The 17,420-nt window shown below is 41.3% G+C and carries 14 protein-coding genes, 1 tRNA gene, 1 pseudogene and 1 CRISPR repeat array; of the genes and pseudogenes, 4 read left to right on the top strand and 12 right to left on the bottom strand.

All coding sequences use genetic code 11. The features are described 5' to 3' along the window. Positions 1 to 118: 118 nt before the first annotated feature. Positions 119 to 430, top strand: a pseudogene (locus tag H6G28_RS17775) (helix-turn-helix transcriptional regulator); the annotation flags it as partial. Between the two features lie 92 nt (positions 431 to 522). Here the strand turns inward: H6G28_RS17775 and H6G28_RS17770 are convergent. Continuing rightward, positions 523 to 2,112 carry a S8 family serine peptidase gene (locus tag H6G28_RS17770; protein WP_190672752.1) on the bottom strand — a complete coding sequence of 530 codons (1,590 nt, stop codon included), beginning with the start codon at positions 2,110 to 2,112 and terminating at the stop codon, positions 523 to 525. Between the two features lie 297 nt (positions 2,113 to 2,409). On the opposite strand from H6G28_RS17770, the gene rpe reads away from it, so the two are divergent. Then, positions 2,410 to 3,117, top strand: coding sequence for a ribulose-phosphate 3-epimerase (gene rpe, locus H6G28_RS17765; RefSeq protein WP_190593527.1), 708 nt, complete (start codon positions 2,410 to 2,412; stop codon positions 3,115 to 3,117). Positions 3,118 to 3,265: 148 nt separating this feature from the next. Here the strand turns inward: rpe and hpsJ-A are convergent, their stop codons facing one another. From hpsJ-A to crtA, 3 genes are all read right to left on the bottom strand, one after another. Further along, the gene (hpsJ-A, locus tag H6G28_RS17760) at positions 3,266 to 3,985 is read right to left on the bottom strand and encodes an HpsJ-like protein, cyanoexosortase A-associated (RefSeq protein ID WP_190593529.1); all 720 of its coding nucleotides are present in this window, start codon (positions 3,983 to 3,985) and stop codon (positions 3,266 to 3,268) included. 216 nt (positions 3,986 to 4,201) lie between these two features. Next, on the bottom strand, positions 4,202 to 4,408 hold the full coding sequence (locus H6G28_RS17755) for a hypothetical protein (protein ID WP_190672748.1): 207 nt from the start codon (positions 4,406 to 4,408) through the stop codon (positions 4,202 to 4,204). Continuing rightward, positions 4,408 to 5,286, bottom strand: coding sequence for a cyanoexosortase A (crtA, locus tag H6G28_RS17750; protein ID WP_190672745.1), 879 nt, complete (start codon positions 5,284 to 5,286; stop codon positions 4,408 to 4,410). Before crtA ends, H6G28_RS17755 begins: the two co-directional genes overlap by 1 nt. A 532-nt stretch (positions 5,287 to 5,818) precedes the next feature. Between crtA and H6G28_RS17745 the strand changes: the two genes are divergently transcribed. Next, positions 5,819 to 6,217, top strand: coding sequence for a hypothetical protein (locus H6G28_RS17745; RefSeq protein ID WP_242054607.1), 399 nt, complete (start codon positions 5,819 to 5,821; stop codon positions 6,215 to 6,217). On the opposite strand, the gene H6G28_RS17740 is transcribed toward H6G28_RS17745, so the two are convergent. The 3 genes from H6G28_RS17740 to H6G28_RS17730 all read right to left on the bottom strand — a co-directional run bounded on the left by H6G28_RS17740 (position 6,214) and on the right by H6G28_RS17730 (position 9,837). After that, positions 6,214 to 6,759 carry an RNA 2'-phosphotransferase gene (locus H6G28_RS17740; RefSeq protein ID WP_190672739.1) on the bottom strand — a complete coding sequence of 182 codons (546 nt, stop codon included), beginning with the start codon at positions 6,757 to 6,759 and terminating at the stop codon, positions 6,214 to 6,216. The genes H6G28_RS17745 and H6G28_RS17740 overlap by 4 nt on opposite strands. Before the next feature lie 223 nt (positions 6,760 to 6,982). Next, a complete protein-coding gene (locus H6G28_RS17735) occupies positions 6,983 to 8,281 on the bottom strand; it encodes an amino acid permease (protein WP_190672736.1) in 1,299 nt (432 codons plus the stop codon). Positions 8,282 to 8,610: 329 nt separating this feature from the next. Continuing rightward, complete coding sequence (locus H6G28_RS17730; RefSeq protein ID WP_190672734.1) at positions 8,611 to 9,837, bottom strand: DUF1501 domain-containing protein; 1,227 nt, start codon at positions 9,835 to 9,837, stop codon at positions 8,611 to 8,613. Positions 9,838 to 9,946: 109 nt separating this feature from the next. Here H6G28_RS17730 and H6G28_RS17725 point away from each other — a divergent pair, with 109 nt between their 5' ends. Further along, positions 9,947 to 10,102, top strand: coding sequence for a hypothetical protein (locus H6G28_RS17725; RefSeq protein ID WP_190672731.1), 156 nt, complete (start codon positions 9,947 to 9,949; stop codon positions 10,100 to 10,102). Here the strand turns inward: H6G28_RS17725 and H6G28_RS17720 are convergent. From H6G28_RS17720 to H6G28_RS17700, 5 genes are all read right to left on the bottom strand, one after another. After that, positions 10,099 to 11,589, bottom strand: coding sequence for a DUF1800 domain-containing protein (locus tag H6G28_RS17720; protein WP_190672729.1), 1,491 nt, complete (start codon positions 11,587 to 11,589; stop codon positions 10,099 to 10,101). The genes H6G28_RS17725 and H6G28_RS17720 overlap by 4 nt on opposite strands. Positions 11,590 to 11,674: 85 nt before the next feature. Next, positions 11,675 to 12,640 (bottom strand): threo-3-hydroxy-L-aspartate ammonia-lyase, encoded by a 966-nt coding sequence (locus H6G28_RS17715; RefSeq protein WP_190593543.1) that lies wholly within the window; start codon positions 12,638 to 12,640, stop codon positions 11,675 to 11,677. A gap of 315 nt (positions 12,641 to 12,955) precedes the next feature. After that, complete coding sequence (locus H6G28_RS17710; RefSeq protein WP_190593546.1) at positions 12,956 to 13,327, bottom strand: sulfite exporter TauE/SafE family protein; 372 nt, start codon at positions 13,325 to 13,327, stop codon at positions 12,956 to 12,958. A 693-nt stretch (positions 13,328 to 14,020) separates the two neighbouring features. Beyond that, complete coding sequence (locus tag H6G28_RS17705) at positions 14,021 to 14,986, bottom strand: acetamidase/formamidase family protein (protein WP_190593547.1); 966 nt, start codon at positions 14,984 to 14,986, stop codon at positions 14,021 to 14,023. Between the two features lie 458 nt (positions 14,987 to 15,444). Further along, positions 15,445 to 17,315: a CRISPR direct-repeat array (repeat unit 37 nt; unit sequence ATTGCAATTCAAACTAATCCCTATTAGGGATTGAAAC). 26 nt (positions 17,316 to 17,341) lie between these two features. Continuing rightward, a tRNA-Lys gene (locus H6G28_RS17700) sits at positions 17,342 to 17,413 on the bottom strand. Between the last annotated feature and the right edge of the window lie 7 nt (positions 17,414 to 17,420).

Raw genomic sequence — 17,420 nt, 5'->3', positions numbered from 1 at the left:
CCAGATTTAGCAAAGGCGATTGAAACTGCTTTTAGCCAAGTCTCCTTAAATGATATTTATAATTGGTTTACTCATTGTTGCTACTGTACTTCACCAGACTGAGAAACGCTATAAACTGATCAAAACTGAATATACCAAACCGATGCGAATCGAAGATTTAGCAGAACAGGCGAGTATGTCGGTTTCGTCTTTCCATCACCATTTCAAGAAAGTCACTTCCATGAGTCCACTGCAATATCAAAAGCATTTAAGACTCTTGGAAGCACGTCGTCTGATGCTTGTTGAAAACTCCGCCGCGACGAATGCGGCTTATCAAGTCGGTTATGAAAGCCCATCACAATTCAGCCGTGAATATTCTCGGATGTTTGGTGCGCCACCAGTTAAAGATGTGGAACGTTTACGTTCACGGATAGCAGGCGGGAAACAGTAGAGACGTTGTATACAACGTCTCTACTAAGTAATTAAACAGAATTAATGACAGACCTTCTTTTGCTATAACCTTTAACCTGTAACCTTTTCACCTCAATTCACCGTCCACCAAGCCAAAGCATAAGATTGAGTGGGGAGGTTGACTTGTTGGCGAAACTGCACACGAATTTTGTAATTACCATTTGCCGGCACGGGACAAAAAATATGTTCTACACTATCAACTGGACTTATAGAAGAACAAACAGCAGCAGTTTCAGAGTTTTTCGCATCCGCTTTGACTAGATACAGGTCAAGATTATTCAAACCTTTATCGCTAAAACTTTCGCCAATATCAAACACTTGGTTTTGATTGCGATCGCTCAACTCAACTAATCTATCCCAAGCCAGTGTAATCGAAACAAAACTTCCTTGCTTCAACGGTTTAGTTAACTGATAATCAACCGCATTTCCCGCCGTGACTTGGCGATAATCCCAACCAACTGCGGAAACAGCTTTTGTCGGTTCCCACTGACCCGCGCTAAATTGTTGATAAGCCCGAAAAGCATTTAAATGACCAGTCCCCATTTGAGCATCTAAAGGAATTTTTGGGTCTTGGTAAGCATCAGACTCTAACCAATTTTGATTTTGTTTATCGATGAGTGTCCGCGTCATTCCCAAGCGTAAGCCGTTACCACTGTCTTGGACTTTATCGGCGGAATTGAGTAAAACTGCTTTCATCACTTGATGACGACGACTGTCAACACTCCAGTTAGGTTTTTTGGTTCGCAGTTGGCGATCGCCAAATTCCTGTAACAACGCTACAGTTGCTGTAACATGAGGCGCAGCAAAACTTGTACCTGTAGCTTTATTAATTTTGCCGTCAGGATTCAGCAAAGGGATATTACTCCCAGGCGCAACTATACTAACAGCACGACGACCATCAGCATTAAACTCTCTTCCGGCTAACCTACCACTTACTCCCTGATTTAGCCCAGCCAGGTTAGAAACATCTACTTTATTAAAAATCCCACCCCGTCGGGATGAAAAAGCCACGTTAACTCCATTAAAATTATCTGTAGGAATCGGAATACCCCCTTTACCTTGATTGCCGGCGATCGCATACAAAACATCGTGAACCCGGCTTGACCAATCAACGCACATCGTTAACAAAGCATTCCCATCTAGAACAGCGTCCGGTCGTGGATCACGGTTGAGGGGTTCGCCAAAGCTAAAGTTAATCGCGCGGATATCGCCACCGTTTTGTAGTGCTATGTGCTGTGCTGATATGCACTCTTCTGGCTGACCCATATTTTTCGTAGATCCTACAGCCGAAGAATACAGCCTCGCTCCCGGCGCTACCCCTGGTAAAGCCTTATCTGTACTTACCATCACCCCAGCCACATTATAAGCGTGGGGGTCAACACCCGTATTTGACTTCGCCGGGCCATTGCGTAAAAAAACCGCCGCCAAAGATATCGTGCGATTTTTCGAGACCGCCTTATCCCAACCAAACATTCCCGGACGACCGATTTCTACTTGACCAATGGCTATCTTACGACCGATTAAATTATAAGGAGGCTGATGTAGTTTTAAAGCATCAATACCATTTGTTCCTAAAGATGTTTGTAAACCTGAAGCCATTACAGGCACACTCAAACAAGAAGCACTCAAACCCCAAATTAGCCAGTTTAGTTTTTTGTTCATAGTTATTAGTCAATGGTCAATGGTCAATAGTCATTTGTCACTACCTGGATTTCTCACAAGAGAGAAATCCAGGGGTGTGGGAGGTGTGGGAGGTGTGGGAGGATGGTGAAGAAATCTTTCCCCCCACACTCCCCACACTTCCCTCTCTCCCCACACTTCTCTCTTTCCCCACACCCCCCACACTTCCCTCACCATTTCCTGACAAAGCAAAACTAAATTAACGAGAATTACTCAATATTTTGTTACACCATTTTGTTACAATGCCTACAGACGAGGAAGCTTAAAAACCCACTAGCCATGACCCAAAACCGATCTGAAAAGCCCATTGTGATTGCTCCATCTATCCTATCAGCCGATTTTAGTCGTCTGGGCGACGAAATTCGCGCAGTAGACGCAGCTGGAGCAGATTGGATTCATGTTGATGTAATGGACGGTCGTTTTGTACCTAATATTACGATAGGCCCTCTGGTTGTGGAGGCGATTCGTCCGGTTACTACAAAGCCTCTGGATGTCCACTTGATGATTGTGGAACCAGAAAAATATGTCGAAGGTTTTGCTAAAGCCGGCGCAGATATTATCTCTGTACACGCTGAACATAATGCTTCCCCACACCTACACCGCACACTCGGTCAAATTAAAGAACTTGGTAAACAAGCAGGGGTAGTACTCAATCCTTCCACACCCTTAGAATTTATTGAGTACGTACTCGAACTCTGTGACTTAGTACTCATCATGAGTGTTAACCCCGGTTTCGGTGGTCAAAGCTTCATTCCTGGCGTATTACCAAAAATTAGAAAACTGCGTCAGATATGCGACGAACGCGGACTCAACCCCTGGATTGAAGTTGATGGTGGACTCAAAGCCAACAACACCTGGCAAGTTTTAGAAGCAGGTGCTAACGCAATTGTGGCTGGTTCTGCTGTATTCAACGCCAAAGATTATGCGGAAGCTATTACCAATATCCGCAACAGCAAACGCCCCACACCAGAACTAGCAAAAGTGTAAGCGCATAAAGTTTTGCATTAATTCAAACAGGGTGGACATTATCTAAGTTGTCCGCCCTATTTTTTTGTTTCACCTTCAAAACCCCCACACCCCTACACCCTTACACCCTTACACCCATTCTTAACTGTTACCTATCATCTATCACCTGTCACCTACTTCTCGCCCAACTAGTAGTTTTCCAAAATATGAAAAATAAAGTACCTGCAACTAAAGCCCCAAGATTCCATTTCACAGAATTTTTGAGTAAATTTAATCGCTGAGTCGATTGATTAGCTTGTGCTTGTAGCTTGATTCTCTCTTTAGCTTGTGAAACCTCAGACAAAACTTTTGTTTTTAATTCTTGGGGATTACTTGCATCTACAGAACGACCTTGACTTTTCAGGAAACTTTCAATTTGCTCTGGTTTAGCTTGGCTCAACTGCTGTTCAACTTGTTCGGCTTGAGTTATCTGCTGCTGAGATAAGTTGTTAATTTGATTATAACTTTGTTTACTCAGTCTAACAGTATTACTCACACCAACAGGAATTAGTAATATAAAAATGATTGCTAATAATAAACTTAGCCAAGATAGCAACCTAACAGTAAAAAATTCCCACTTAGCTCTAGCATGTAACTCACCAAAAAAGACTAACGCTAAACCAATTAAAGTTACAGGGATTCTTTCAACTAATACACCAAAAGCTTGAAATTCCCAAACAGGATTCATAAAGCTAGGTGGTACTAAAGTTTCCACTATATCAAATAACGCCAATAACAATAATCCATAACCAAGGACTCGCAAAATTGTCATAGAGCCTACTTGGTTGAAGGCAAATTCCTGCAACTCTTGAATTACGGGAATTAGTTTATCAGTGTTTGATTTGGTCATAATTTCTAGCAAATGTTACGTAACGATAAAATCTCATTTTGACCCTCCGAATTTTGGATTTTGGATTTTGGATTCTTTAGGGTACAAGCCCCACCCCGCAGAATTTTGGGTTTTGGATTTTAAATTTTGGATTTAATCTAAAAGACGCTCCTGCGTCGCTAACGCTACGCTATCGCAAATCTAAAATCCAAAATTGTTTATCCCTTGTGGTCGGGGTCAATCCAAAATTGCAAATCTAAAATCCAAAATTGGTTGACTTGTGATTTCTGTTGGTTGGAGTTGATCAATGTAAACTTCGCTTCTGATTTCCTCCAGCTTCGGCTTTTTGAATGACTGCTTTTGGATAACATTCAAAAACACTACAACTACACAGCCTAGAGTGACAGCTAATAATAAAATCCGCAGTTTACTCCAAGTCTCCATTAGCTTTCAGCCCTTGTAATATTCTTGTCTTTCTCTGCTTTTTGATTGAGTAAGAACCAGTAAAATATACCAAAAAGTATGACTGTAATCATCCCAAATATTAAAGAACCATCTCCGACATGCCAAAATTTAAAAGAATTTTGATTTTGATTCGCTGCCATCACAGCTAAAATTGCCACTCTGACTGCATTCACAATAAAAGCAATAATTACAGCCACTATCGGCACAAATATTCTTTTTTTACGTTCTGGAGGAAACATTAATAAACCAATTACAGCTAACCCTAAAAGATGGCATATCCACTCTATCCCGGCACAGTTTTCTGCTACTTTAATGCCACCTGTTGGTAAATTTATATAGACATCTTGGAGAGCTACTTCAAACCCAGCATACCAAAGCATTAATGTAGAGAATTTGGCGGTTAAAATAGATAAGGGTTTAATATCTAATAATGCAAAGATTAATACTTTAGGAACACCAGCAAAAAAAATAATTACTAATTCTTGCCAATATTGCTTTAATCCCTGATAGCCAGAAGCTAGTAAACTCAATCCTAAAGCTGCCACAAAGGGCGCTATGTGAGTATAAACTGCAAATAATTTTCCAGGTGGAAAGTGAGTACTATACCAAAGTACAATGCCGATTAAAACTGTGCCTAAAACACTAGAAATAACATCACTTTCTAAGTTCAGTTTATGTTTTTTATCTCCTAATAGTGAGAAGACAGCGAATAAAGCTAAAACTGTCATTCCCAAATGAGAATCATCATCTGCTTTCCAAATGATCGTTAAAAGTGTTGCAACTAAACCTCCACCTATTCCTAATAACCACAGTTGAGGGTTGGTGAGTGGTTGGGGAAAAATGCGAGTTGCTTTCATGTACTTTTTAGATTAAATGAATGATGACTATTAATTTGTGATCAAAATTTTTTAGTAATTTTTTTAATAAGCATAGTATTTTAGAATACTACTTAAGTAAATATAATCAAACTTTTTTATAAATTTTTATTAAATCTTTAAGTTCACAAGTTACTCATTTTCCTCCCAAAGCAGTGATAAATGCCTTATTTACAGGATTTAGATATCATCATTGGTTGATGAATTATGTAAATTTTGTGTAAACTTATTTTCTGGCAATCATAAATAAAGTGTATTTTTATACTTTATATTGAGAGTTAGGATAAAAGTATTTTCCCGGTTTTTGAGATGCACAATTAGTAGAATATTGCAAGCATTAATATGTAGATTTTGATGTTTTCTAATCTTGCGTTTTTGTATGAGATATTTACAAACTATTAAGTACTATGGACAAGAAATTGCTGTCATCAATTTCTGATTAGAATTTAAATTAGTAAGTTTTAAATTTTTATTATTCAAAAATATGACCGCGGGATTTGTGCATAAGATTCCTATGCTACCCCTTGTACTATTGTGGTTGGCTTATGCCTTACTGGGATGGTATTTGGCAGTACATCACATTGTTTGGTTAGTAGGAGCTTTTATTGCGGCTGTGGCGATCGCGGTTGTCCGCAGAAGTAATGCTTGGCTGGAAGAGCTAACGGCTTTTGGTTCTAAAATTTTAATTGTGATTTTAACTTTAGGTGCATCAGTAGCTTTAGTAGCAACTTGGTCAGTATTGTTTAGTTTATTTTTAATACCGATCGCAACTACATTGTTAGCAGATTTAGAAATGCGTTTTGCCGGCTTCGACAAAAAAGAGTCATTTCGGGTGTTAACATTCTTGGCAGGAACAGGTTTATTTATTGGTGAAGCCGTAGATTTGCTCTTCTTCCCCAGTAGTAGATTTTAAAGCTGGCGGAGATATTCAGGCGGAACAGCATCTACTAACCACACACCATTGTCAGAACAGTAGAAGATGTAACCCGCCTGATACATAGTTGCTGCATCCACCGCAAAAACTACGGGTTTACCATGTCTTGCGCCGACAGTTGTGGCTGTAGTTATATCCTGTGATAAGTGGACATGGTGGCGAGACATTTTGCTGAGTCCAGTTTGCAAAATACACTCAACAGCTTTGTGTCCAGTACCGTGATACAGCACATCAGGTGGGACAGCAGGTTGTAATTGTAAATCGACTTCGACGCTGTGTCCTTGGTTGGCGCGAATTAAAGTACCTGTCGAGTCAAAACTAAAGCGTTGTTTATCGTTGGTGGCGACTACTGCTGTTAATTCCTGGCGAGTAATCGGAAACTTATGTTCAGCACAAGCCGCTAAAAGTTCATCCACTGCAACCCAACCACCAGGCGCAAGTTTAATACCTAAAGATTCTGGTTGGTGGCGGAGATATTTGCTTAAGAATTTACTAATCTTGACTAGGCGGGGAGTATTCATATAGCAGGTGACAGGGTTAGAAGTAGAATCAGGACTGACGTAGAATCATGAAGAAACGAACCGCAAAGGGCGCATAGACGCGATAGCGGCTTCCCGCAGGGTAGGACACGAAGTTAAGAGGCTTCGAGAGGGTTTTTGCGTAAGTCCTAAGAATCGTTAACTCAGCACGTACACTGAGCGAACTTGTACTGAGCGCAGCCGAAGTAGTCGAAGTGTACAGCACTCATAACTTTGCCATCGCCAGAATTTCTTTCAATATCATAACTACCGCAATTCCTATCATTAAAATCAGTGTCAGCTTACCACCAGGAACAAACTGATTTGTGTGTTGCAGTTGTTGACGTTGTTTCCATGTGGCTAATGCGGGAATAATGCCACCTAAAATTGAGATGCTAAAAGTGCCAGCAAAATCTAAAGCGGTGAAGAAAATGCTGGGGTTAATTGCACCTAAACCAAGGGGTGGTAGTAACACCAGGGAATATAAGGGTAAGCGGCTGGTGGGTTTGGTTTGTGTTTTTGCAAAAATATCTTGGAAGAAGTCTAGCAAACCGTAAACAAATCCAATAAAGGATGTGGCGATCGCAAATTCTGAAAAAATAGATACCAACACTCCTAATAATTCTCCACCGCCACCAGCCCGCAGTACTTGGATGGGGTCGAAAATAGTTGTACTATGAATCGTCTCTGGACTGACACTGCCCAAAATCACAGCATTCCAAGCTAAAAACATCACCAAAGGAATTGCTGAACCAACAATAATTGACTGGCGAACTTTACGACTATCTCCTTCTAACTGCGTTACCACCACCGGCACAACGTTATGGTAAAACAAGGCAACTAACATGACTGGTACAGCCGTCCCTAATGCACTCCAGTTTTGAAACAGAAAATGTACACCTTGGACTTGGGTAACTCCTAATAAAAAGAGTCCCAAAAAAGACACAATGACAATTCCCACCAAGAAGTTATTCAATTTTTCAATGAATTTTTCCCGTCCTAAGTACATAATGCTGCCAAACAGCAATGTAAACGCTGCTGTTCCCACCCAGCTAGGTAAATAATTTTCTCCACCCCAAAGATGAGAAATCGCAGACATCAAAATCTCACCGCCTTGGGTAACATAAGCTACCAACAAAGCATAGTGCTGTAACATATATGCCACACCAGCTATTCCTGCTCCCGTAGTTCCCAGGGTGTTTTCAATCATTGCCATTAAGCCCACACTGGGACGACCAGCCGAACGCATGGTATTAACATTAACTTCGGCAATTAATAAACCAGAAACTAAAGTATACAGCCAGACAGCAATTAACAAGACTGTTGAAGGAATCACGCCAGAAGGCAATGTCACCGCAGGTAACGCCAAAATTCCCGCACCTACGGTTGTACCTGCAACTAAGGCGGTGCTTCCCAGAACACTCCCCGGTTGATGAGTCAGTTTGTTACCCTCAACCTGCACATGCGAAAACAAGCGTGTGACTTCTTGTTGATGTGTCTGGAAAGCTGTCTTAATTGTGGTCATAGAAAAAAATGTTAACTTATGTAACCAATTATCTTAGCAGAGACTTTTGGTAATCAGTATTTGGTTAAAAAATGTGATTAATGACACTTTTTAAACGAACCGCAAAGGGCGCATAGACGCGATAGCGGTGAAGCAGCGCGGTCTTGGGGGTTTCCCCCATGAGCGACTGCTGAACCCGAAGGGCTTCCCGCAGGGTAGGGCGCGAAGAGAAGCACAAATTACTAACTAAACCTTAGTGAGAGAAGAGGGACAAGGGGGACAAGGGAGACAAGGGAGACAAAGCTTTTAATGCTGTCACCTGTAACCTCTCACCTGTAACCTCTAACTTCCTACAACAAAGCAATTTTTTGCTTGGGTGTATAACTGGGGAAGACTTTACTTAGTTGGGTGTCGTTTACAGATAGATGTCGTGCTAAGACATCAGAAATTACATCTCGAAAATCGGTGGTAACAGCCAAGTCTCGTTTTTCATAAAGTTGGGCTGTTTCTAAACCAGGCCATTCGCCGTAAACTTTACCACCACGGACTTTGCCGCCTAAAACCCACATCACATTGCCATGTCCGTGATCTGTGCCGCCGTTGCCATTTTCGCGTAATGTCCTGCCAAATTCTGACATGACTAAAATGACTGTGTTTTGATAGGCGGGGCCTAAACTTTGGGCTAAAGCGGCTAATCCTTTGCCTAAACTGCCTAAGCCTCTGGCTAAATAACCGCGATCGCTACCTTGATTTACATGGGTATCCCAACCACCCAAGGCCATAAACCCTAATTCAATTCTCGGATCTTTAGCCATGAGTTTGCCTAATCTTTGAGCATCACCCGCAAAGCCATCGGGTAAGGGTGCGCCATTATTAGCCATTTTCATTTCTTGGGCTAAATCAGTCATCAAGGCTTCACGAGCAACACGACCTTGATGATAAGTTTGACTGAGGGTATCGTTACCACCATACAATCGGTCAAAGGCTGCACTTACTTGTGGTCTATCTATGGCGATTGGTTTGTTAGCATTTCTCCCGGAGGCTAAATTAGCAACTGGCATTCGACCATTTAAAATGCGCGGTTTGGTTGTACCCACACTCACGGCTTGGATGGGTGTTTTATTGGAGATAGCACCCATTAAGCGATTCATCCAACCTTCGCTCACTCTTTGGTTCCCAGGAATGCCAATTTCCATATAAAACTGCGCGTCAAAATGGGAACGCGAAGGATCAGGGGAACCCGCAGCATGAACAAAGGCTAAATTTCCTTGTTGCCAGAAGGGCATTAATGGGGCTAGGGCTGGATGTAAGCCAAAGTGTCCATCTAAATCTAAAACGCCTTTTTCTTGTCCTGGTTTGGCAAGGGCAATTTTTGGTCGGGCTTGATAGTATGCTGGCTCTGCATAAGGCACGACAATATTTAAACCATCTGCACCACCACGCATAAAAATCACAATCAAACGCTGACGATCGCTTTTTTTGGTAGCAGAATGCACTACCCAAGTATTACAACTAACAGAAGCGATCGCAGTTGTCGAAAACAGTCCTGCTTGGATCAGAAAATCACGTCTTTTCATAAGTAGTTGCACAAAATTAAATTCGTTTGTGGAGATAGGGAACAGGGAACAGGGAACAGAAAAGAATATGTGTAATTAATTTTGTCTGGATACTTGTAGTAAACACGCAGTGTTTACTCAGCACTCAGCACTCAGCACTCAGCACTCAGCACTCAGCACTCAGCACTCAGCACTCAGCACTCAGCACTCAGCACTCAGCACTCAGCACTCAGCACTCAGCACTCAGCACTCAGCACTCAGCACTCAGCACTCAGCACTCTACTAACGACGCATAAATTCTGGGCTACCCAAGACTAATGCGGCTTTGAGTTCTGGAGGACTAGCAGCGATCGCACTTTGGGTTTTAGGCGATAGAGAGTTACCCAAGGTGTTAATTAGCTGTGTTGCATCCAGGGGCTGAACAGGGTTAATGCTTTTATTTTTGGGTTGATTATTGGCTATACCTAAAAGTGGTAAGCGACCACTACCTAACGCAGTGGCAAAGCTGAGGCGACGGTTCATCGCTTCGGGATTCAACCAGACATCTTGTGTATTTTTGTACCCATCTGGAGTGCGACAACCGTACACAGGCATTTCTAACTGTTCCAGGTTACGAGACAGAGGTATGGTGTTGTTCACCTCTAGGCCTGTAGCCCGGACTGCGGAGACAGTATATTGAAATGGAGTTTTAAATTTAGCGTTGAAATATTTTTTATCCCAAAATTCTGGGCTTTGAAATAAAGTTTCTAAAACTGCGCGAATATTGCCATCAGTATTACGAAAGCGTTGTGCCAGACGATCAACTAAAATAGCAGGTGGGCGATCGCTCACAAAATACTGAGCCAATTGATAACTAATATGATGGGCTGTGGCCGGACTTTGCGCCAATATATCTAAAGCTTGTTCGCCTTCAGCTTGACCACTAGCTTTAATAGTGCGTCCTAAAAAAACCTTATCATTAGGATCATGAAACTTGGGGTCAAAGTAAAATACCGATTTGCCATTTGTCTGTTGACCTGGACGTGCTATTCCCCAACCTGTAAAAATTCTCGCTAAAGCAATCACATCTTGTTGCGTGTAGCCACCATCTGCGCCCAGAGTATGCAGTTCCATCAATTCTCGCGCATAGTTTTCGTTTACCCGTGGCGTAGCACCAGGACGACGACTAGCTTTGTTTTGCGAGTTGTCTAAATAAACTAGCATTGCGGGATGATGGGCTGTGGCTCCGAGTAAATCTCGAAATCGCCCTAAAGCATAAGGTCTGATGGCTTCTTGTTCATACGCTCCCACCCAGTAGCGAGCATTTCCTTTACCAGAATAAACATTGAAATGGTTATACCAAAAGTCCACCATCACTTCTTGCAGTTGGCGGTTACTGCTAGTGGCTCTTAATAATCGCGCTTTCACGGCTTCTTGTAAAATTTTGCCGCCTTTCTTTTGCAAAGCTTTCTTTTCTTCTGGGGTTGCTTGTGGTGGAGCCTTGAGATAGTTTCTAAGTTCGACTGTATTTAAATTGAGTGTTTCTAATTGCGAAAGCTGACGGGTAAGGCTGGGTGATTCTGATATGGAATTGGGTGAAAGTTGGGCTTTAATATAACGCTCTACACCTAAAGACTCGACTTTTTGAATCTCTCCAGGTTTTGCCCCAAAACTCAACCGATTAATTATGTGTAATATTTTTGGGTCAACAGGCTTATTAGCTGCATAGATGGGGTCACTTCCTACCAACAAGATGAACAGCAACAATACCAAATATCTGGGTTTGACTGTCATAACTTGAGTTATCCTTGCTCAGTTGGCGAACACATCGTTATTTGACTGGCTAACTCGAAAAAAAGTTCAAAATCTCCTCAGTGAATTACTGAATAAATTTAGCTACCTTTGCTAAATCTACATTACCACCACTGATAATTACACCTATTTTTGCATCTTTTACTGACACCACATTGCTGAGTAAGGCGGCGGTGGCTAATGCACCAGTGGGTTCAACGACAATTTTCAGGCGTTCCCAAAGGAAAAACATACTATTAATAATGGCAGTTTCTGAGACTGTCACCATATCATCAACGTAATTCAGCACTAGGGGAAAAGTTAACTTACCTAAACTGGGAGTCCGCACACCATCGGCAATTGTCGGTGGATTAATTACAGTTTGCAGAGTTTTGCTGTGAAAGGAACGAGTTGCATCATCAGCTAGTTCTGGTTCGACACCAATCACTTTACAGGTAGGTAGTAGAGCTTTTGTGGCGATCGCACATCCTGATATTAAGCCACCACCGCCACAACAAACTAATAAATAATCTAGTTGCCCAACTTCTTGAATGAGTTCTAACGCTGTGGTTCCTTGTCCGGCGATGACGTGGGGATGATCGTAAGGCGGAATCAAGGTAAGATGGCGATCGCTGGCTAAGGTTTTGGCTAATTCTTCTCGATCAGTTTCATGGCGACTGTATAAAATCACCTCTGCGCCATAACTGCGGGTAGCTTGTTGCTTCACCTCTGGCGCATCATCAGGCATCACAATAGTTGTGGGAATATGTAATAACTTTCCCGCCAGAGCGATCGCTTGGGCATGATTTCCAGAGGAAAATGTAATTACACCCTGTTGTTTTTGAATTTCTGACAACTGCACTAAGGCATTATAAGCACCCCGAAATTTAAATGCACCTGTGCGTTGAAAATTTTCGCATTTAAAAAATACTTCATTTTGGGTGCGATCGTTCACAATTCTCGAAGTCAGCACCGGAGTTTGATGTGCAACCCCCGCCAGTCGCGCCTGTGCTGCTTTTACATCGTCTACAGTGACAGAGTAATGCTGTGACATTGTGGTTATGCTGAGTAATGAGTAATGAGTGCTGAGTAATGAGTTAAAGATTTTACTTCTCACCCTGTCTCCTGCCTCAACCGCGTAGCGGTAAGTCAAAAGGCAAAAATGAAGAATACTTTTGACTTTTGGTTTTTTACAATTTTCTGTGGGGATTGGGTGTGAGGGTGAAAGGGTATGGGATGTAAGGGTTTTGGATACTTACACCCTTACACCCTCATATCCCTGCACCCTGTTATAAAACCTTATTTTTTCGTTTTTTTGCGTAAGTCCTATAGGTAAACAACCGTTCACCCACACACTCAATCCCACAAATTAACGGAAGAACAAATATCTTCCACCTATAATTAATAAAAAGATGCCGTACAGTTTCTTCATAGTTTCACTACTAATAAATGGCTGATTGGCAAATAACGCACCAAAAAAATTTCCTACTACTAAACCAATAGCAATCATGACTGCATATTTGATGTTAATGTTACCGCTACGGTAGTAAACTGCTGCGCCTAAAATACCGATGGGTAAAATTTGGGCGGCAATAGATGTACCAGTGGCAAATTTTTGGTCTAGCCCTACTAGTAGTACCATTGCTGGCACCATAATTGCACCGCCACCGATACCAAACATCCCACCAGCAACACCAGCCGCTAAACCAATCAGCAGCATTTGTACAAGAATATTAGACATACAAAATGTTTGTTGTGTGTTGAATCATAGTATTAAGAATACAGAAATCATAAGTCAGAATTTTAGCTGGTTAATTACAGCACTTTTGAAGTAAGTGCGGTACACCATGAGCATTAAGTAATGAGTAATCAGTAGTGAGTAATAAGTAAATTCCTGACTCATTATTCATTACTGATTACTTTTTTCAATCAATTGCTGTACCTCATAAACATCGAATCTGCTGTAGTTACCCGAAACTATTCAACCCACCCCCAACCCCGTTAGCGGGGCTATAGTGTATGCACAAATCTGAGTTGCACGCATCTCTCCCGCCTCAGAATTTATTCCTAGTACAATAAGGCGGCAATAAACACACCATTTCAAAAGGCGCGAAAGCCAAGAATATAAGTCTTTTGACTTTTGACTTTTGACTTCCGCGTAGCGGTACTAGTCTCATAACGCCAGTCCTCAAAAGAGGACTCAAAAAGAAATTGATTCCAGTCTACTTCAGTAGACTTTAGCTATGAGCCTGGAACTTTAGTTCTAGGCGGGAATGGCTTGAACATAAAAATTTCGACTTGTGTGTACACAGTAAGTTAACAGGGCGGGGAGACGAAACACAGCTTTTTCGGGGTGGGGTTGAAAGGTTTTCGTAAGTAATCAACTGAACTTCTTCAAGATTCTGGCTACTAGATTCTGAATTCTCAATACTTCTTACAAACTCATTTTAGGTGAGAAGATTGATTTAGGTAACATCCCATGAACACCTTTTTGGGGACTATTAACAACTTGGGTGATGCGAAAATTTACCGCTAAACTACACAACACATAAGCCTCTTCTGCTGATAAATTCGCAAAACCTTGTAGAAACGCAATCATATTTTTTAAAGCTTGTTCTAAAGCTGCATCTAAGGTTTCGGCAAAACCCATTGTGATGATGTCTGTTGGGGTTTCAGCGATGGGTGTGGTGAGTGATAAATCTTTGCGGAGGGTGAGAGAAATTCTCCCGTTCATCGAAGTTTCAATGGCTGTAACATTTACTTCCCCATCTCCTTGAGCAGAATGTCCATCACCGATAGAAAACAACGCCCCAGGGACATAAATCGGTAAAAATACCCGCGAACCTACTTGGAGTTCCCGGTTATCGATATTACCACCATAGTGACCAGGGGGAATCGAACTGCGATCGCTTTGCGGTGTCGCCACACCCAAAATACCAAAAAAGGGTGTGAGGGGAATTTTAATCCCACTGTTAGCTGGAAATTCGGCGATATTATTAGCTAAATCTAGGGGAATGAATCTTAATGCAGGTTGGGTAAATTGTTGTGCTAAAGCTCCCCACCCTGTACGAATAGCATTAAAACCCACTGGTAAACTTGGGGCGATCGCTTCTAATCTTACTTCTAAAACATCCCCAGGTTCAGCATCCCGCACATAAATCGGCCCGGTGAGTAAATGCGGCCCCCCAGCAATTTTGCGTTCATCAGGCAAATTTTGGCAGATATCTACAAATTCTGGTGTGAGAAATTCTGGCGGTGCTTTGTCGTAAATGTAGTAACCAGTGAAGGTTTCGACATCAACAGTGTCACCAGAATTAATTATGAGTGCTGGTTTTAATAAATGAGAGAACCCGCCAAGATGGACTGTTTCTGTGGTGGCTTTTAAGATGTGATGCGTCATGAATAGAGGAATCAAGTTTGATTTCTCAATTTACTTGTGTATGCAGGGCGTAGGGAATAGGAAGTGGGGAGAAAATTATTTACAAAAATTTTTCTACTTACGCTTGACAGGTATACCGCCAACCCCAATGAAGTCATGAGTATTTTAATCCGCCAAATCTTGATGTAATATCTAGATACCCGACTTTTTCAAAAAGTCGGGTATCTAAACAGCACGACAAAATTGGTCAAAATGCGCGGATGGATAGGTGTACAAAATCGCCCTTAAGCAAGAATGGCTGGATTCCTTGGAGGGTAAGCTTTTGCAGAAAAATTTAATTAAAATTGTCCGCGCACCTTACATAGTAAAGGTTTCAGCAATTTCATGTAAATCAATTGACATTCCACCATGTTAGAATTATCCCATCCGCGAAACCGCACCTTGAAAACCAAATACAACAAGCTTTTCCGGCTCCCGCAATTGCAATTCAAACTAATCCCTATTAGGGATTGAAACTTCCCCTGGGACTTTTGGTCTAGGCAAGGGTGGCATTGCAATTCAAACTAATCCCTATTAGGGATTGAAACAGTAACTTAAAAATAAAAGAAATCACCGAATACAATTGCAATTCAAACTAATCCCTATTAGGGATTGAAACCGACGGCATGGAAAACCTGCCTCAATGGATTAGGTATTGCAATTCAAACTAATCCCTATTAGGGATTGAAACCCATGTTGTTCCTTTTATAGAGGGACTCCACTGCTCTCCAAATTGCAATTCAAACTAATCCCTATTAGGGATTGAAACCCATCACATCGTAAATAGTGCCAGGGCGATCGCGGAATTGCAATTCAAACTAATCCCTATTAGGGATTGAAACTTCATGGAGAGATTAGCAGCGATCGCCTAAGTACGCTCTAATTGCAATTCAAACTAATCCCTATTAGGGATTGAAACCTAAACATGCTTCTTTAGTTGAATGGCAGCAGGCGATTGCAATTCAAACTAATCCCTATTAGGGATTGAAACGTCCGACATCATTCTGACTATTTTTCTGATAATTACATTGCAATTCAAACTAATCCCTATTAGGGATTGAAACTAAAACCTCACGCGATCGCCTGTTCTTGTACCAAAAATTGCAATTCAAACTAATCCCTATTAGGGATTGAAACATTAAGTCATTTTCCCAGGAATCAATTTATAGAATTTAACAAATTGCAATTCAAACTAATCCCTATTAGGGATTGAAACATAAGTATCTTGCAGAACTTCGATGATAGCCGAATCAATTGCAATTCAAACTAATCCCTATTAGGGATTGAAACTTTAATATCGCGCGATGAATTTAAAGAAGAACTCATCATTGCAATTCAAACTAATCCCTATTAGGGATTGAAACATTTCTGCGACTGTGGCAATACGCCGCGATGCAATTGCAATTCAAACTAATCCCTATTAGGGATTGAAACTAGAGAGCGTGCAGAATATGACCCCGATACTAGCACACGCACATTGCAATTCAAACTAATCCCTATTAGGGATTGAAACCTATCCTTTCCTCATCCAAACCCTAATGCTTGTGGAATTGCAATTCAAACTAATCCCTATTAGGGATTGAAACTATCCACATAGTGATAAAGCTATAGATTTGTGTTATTGCAATTCAAACTAATCCCTATTAGGGATTGAAACCAGTCATAATTTAGGTTCGAGCTAAAAATTCCTGCTATTGCAATTCAAACTAATCCCTATTAGGGATTGAAACTAATTGATGCTAGTAAAATCCTGGTTACAGGTGCGATCGATAATTGCAATTCAAACTAATCCCTATTAGGGATTGAAACCTTCTTGACCACCATGACCGTAGGTATAGCCTTCATTGCAATTCAAACTAATCCCTATTAGGGATTGAAACGTATCTTGAACCAAGGCTGAAGATGCAAGTTTACATTGCAATTCAAACTAATCCCTATTAGGGATTGAAACGATTTCATGGAAGCAATGCGCTCCAGCACAAACATTGCAATTCAAACTAATCCCTATTAGGGATTGAAACTAAACAAACCTGAAGTGTTTCGCTTAACCATTGCCATTGCAATTCAAACTAATCCCTATTAGGGATTGAAACTCAAGAGCAATCCTATGCTCTCCTTAGTAAAACAGATTGCAATTCAAACTAATCCCTATTAGGGATTGAAACTTAAAGATATATCCGAAGAAGTGCTGAGTTATAAAATTGCAATTAAAACTAATCCCTATTAGGGATAGAAACGTCTTGACCGCGATCGCAAAATACATCATCTTCAAACACTGCAATTTAAACTAACCCCTATTAGGGATTAAAACCATTGATCTACTCTGTATTTATTATATGGGTCGCCCGGGATTCGAACCCGGAACTAATCGGTTAAAAGCCGAGTACTCTACCGTTGAGTTAGCGACCCTTTTGCT

It is taken from the genome of Nostoc sp. FACHB-190, assembly GCF_014696905.1.
Taxonomy (GTDB): domain Bacteria; phylum Cyanobacteriota; class Cyanobacteriia; order Cyanobacteriales; family Nostocaceae; genus Nostoc_B.
This window is presented reverse-complemented; position numbering and strand designations above follow the sequence as displayed.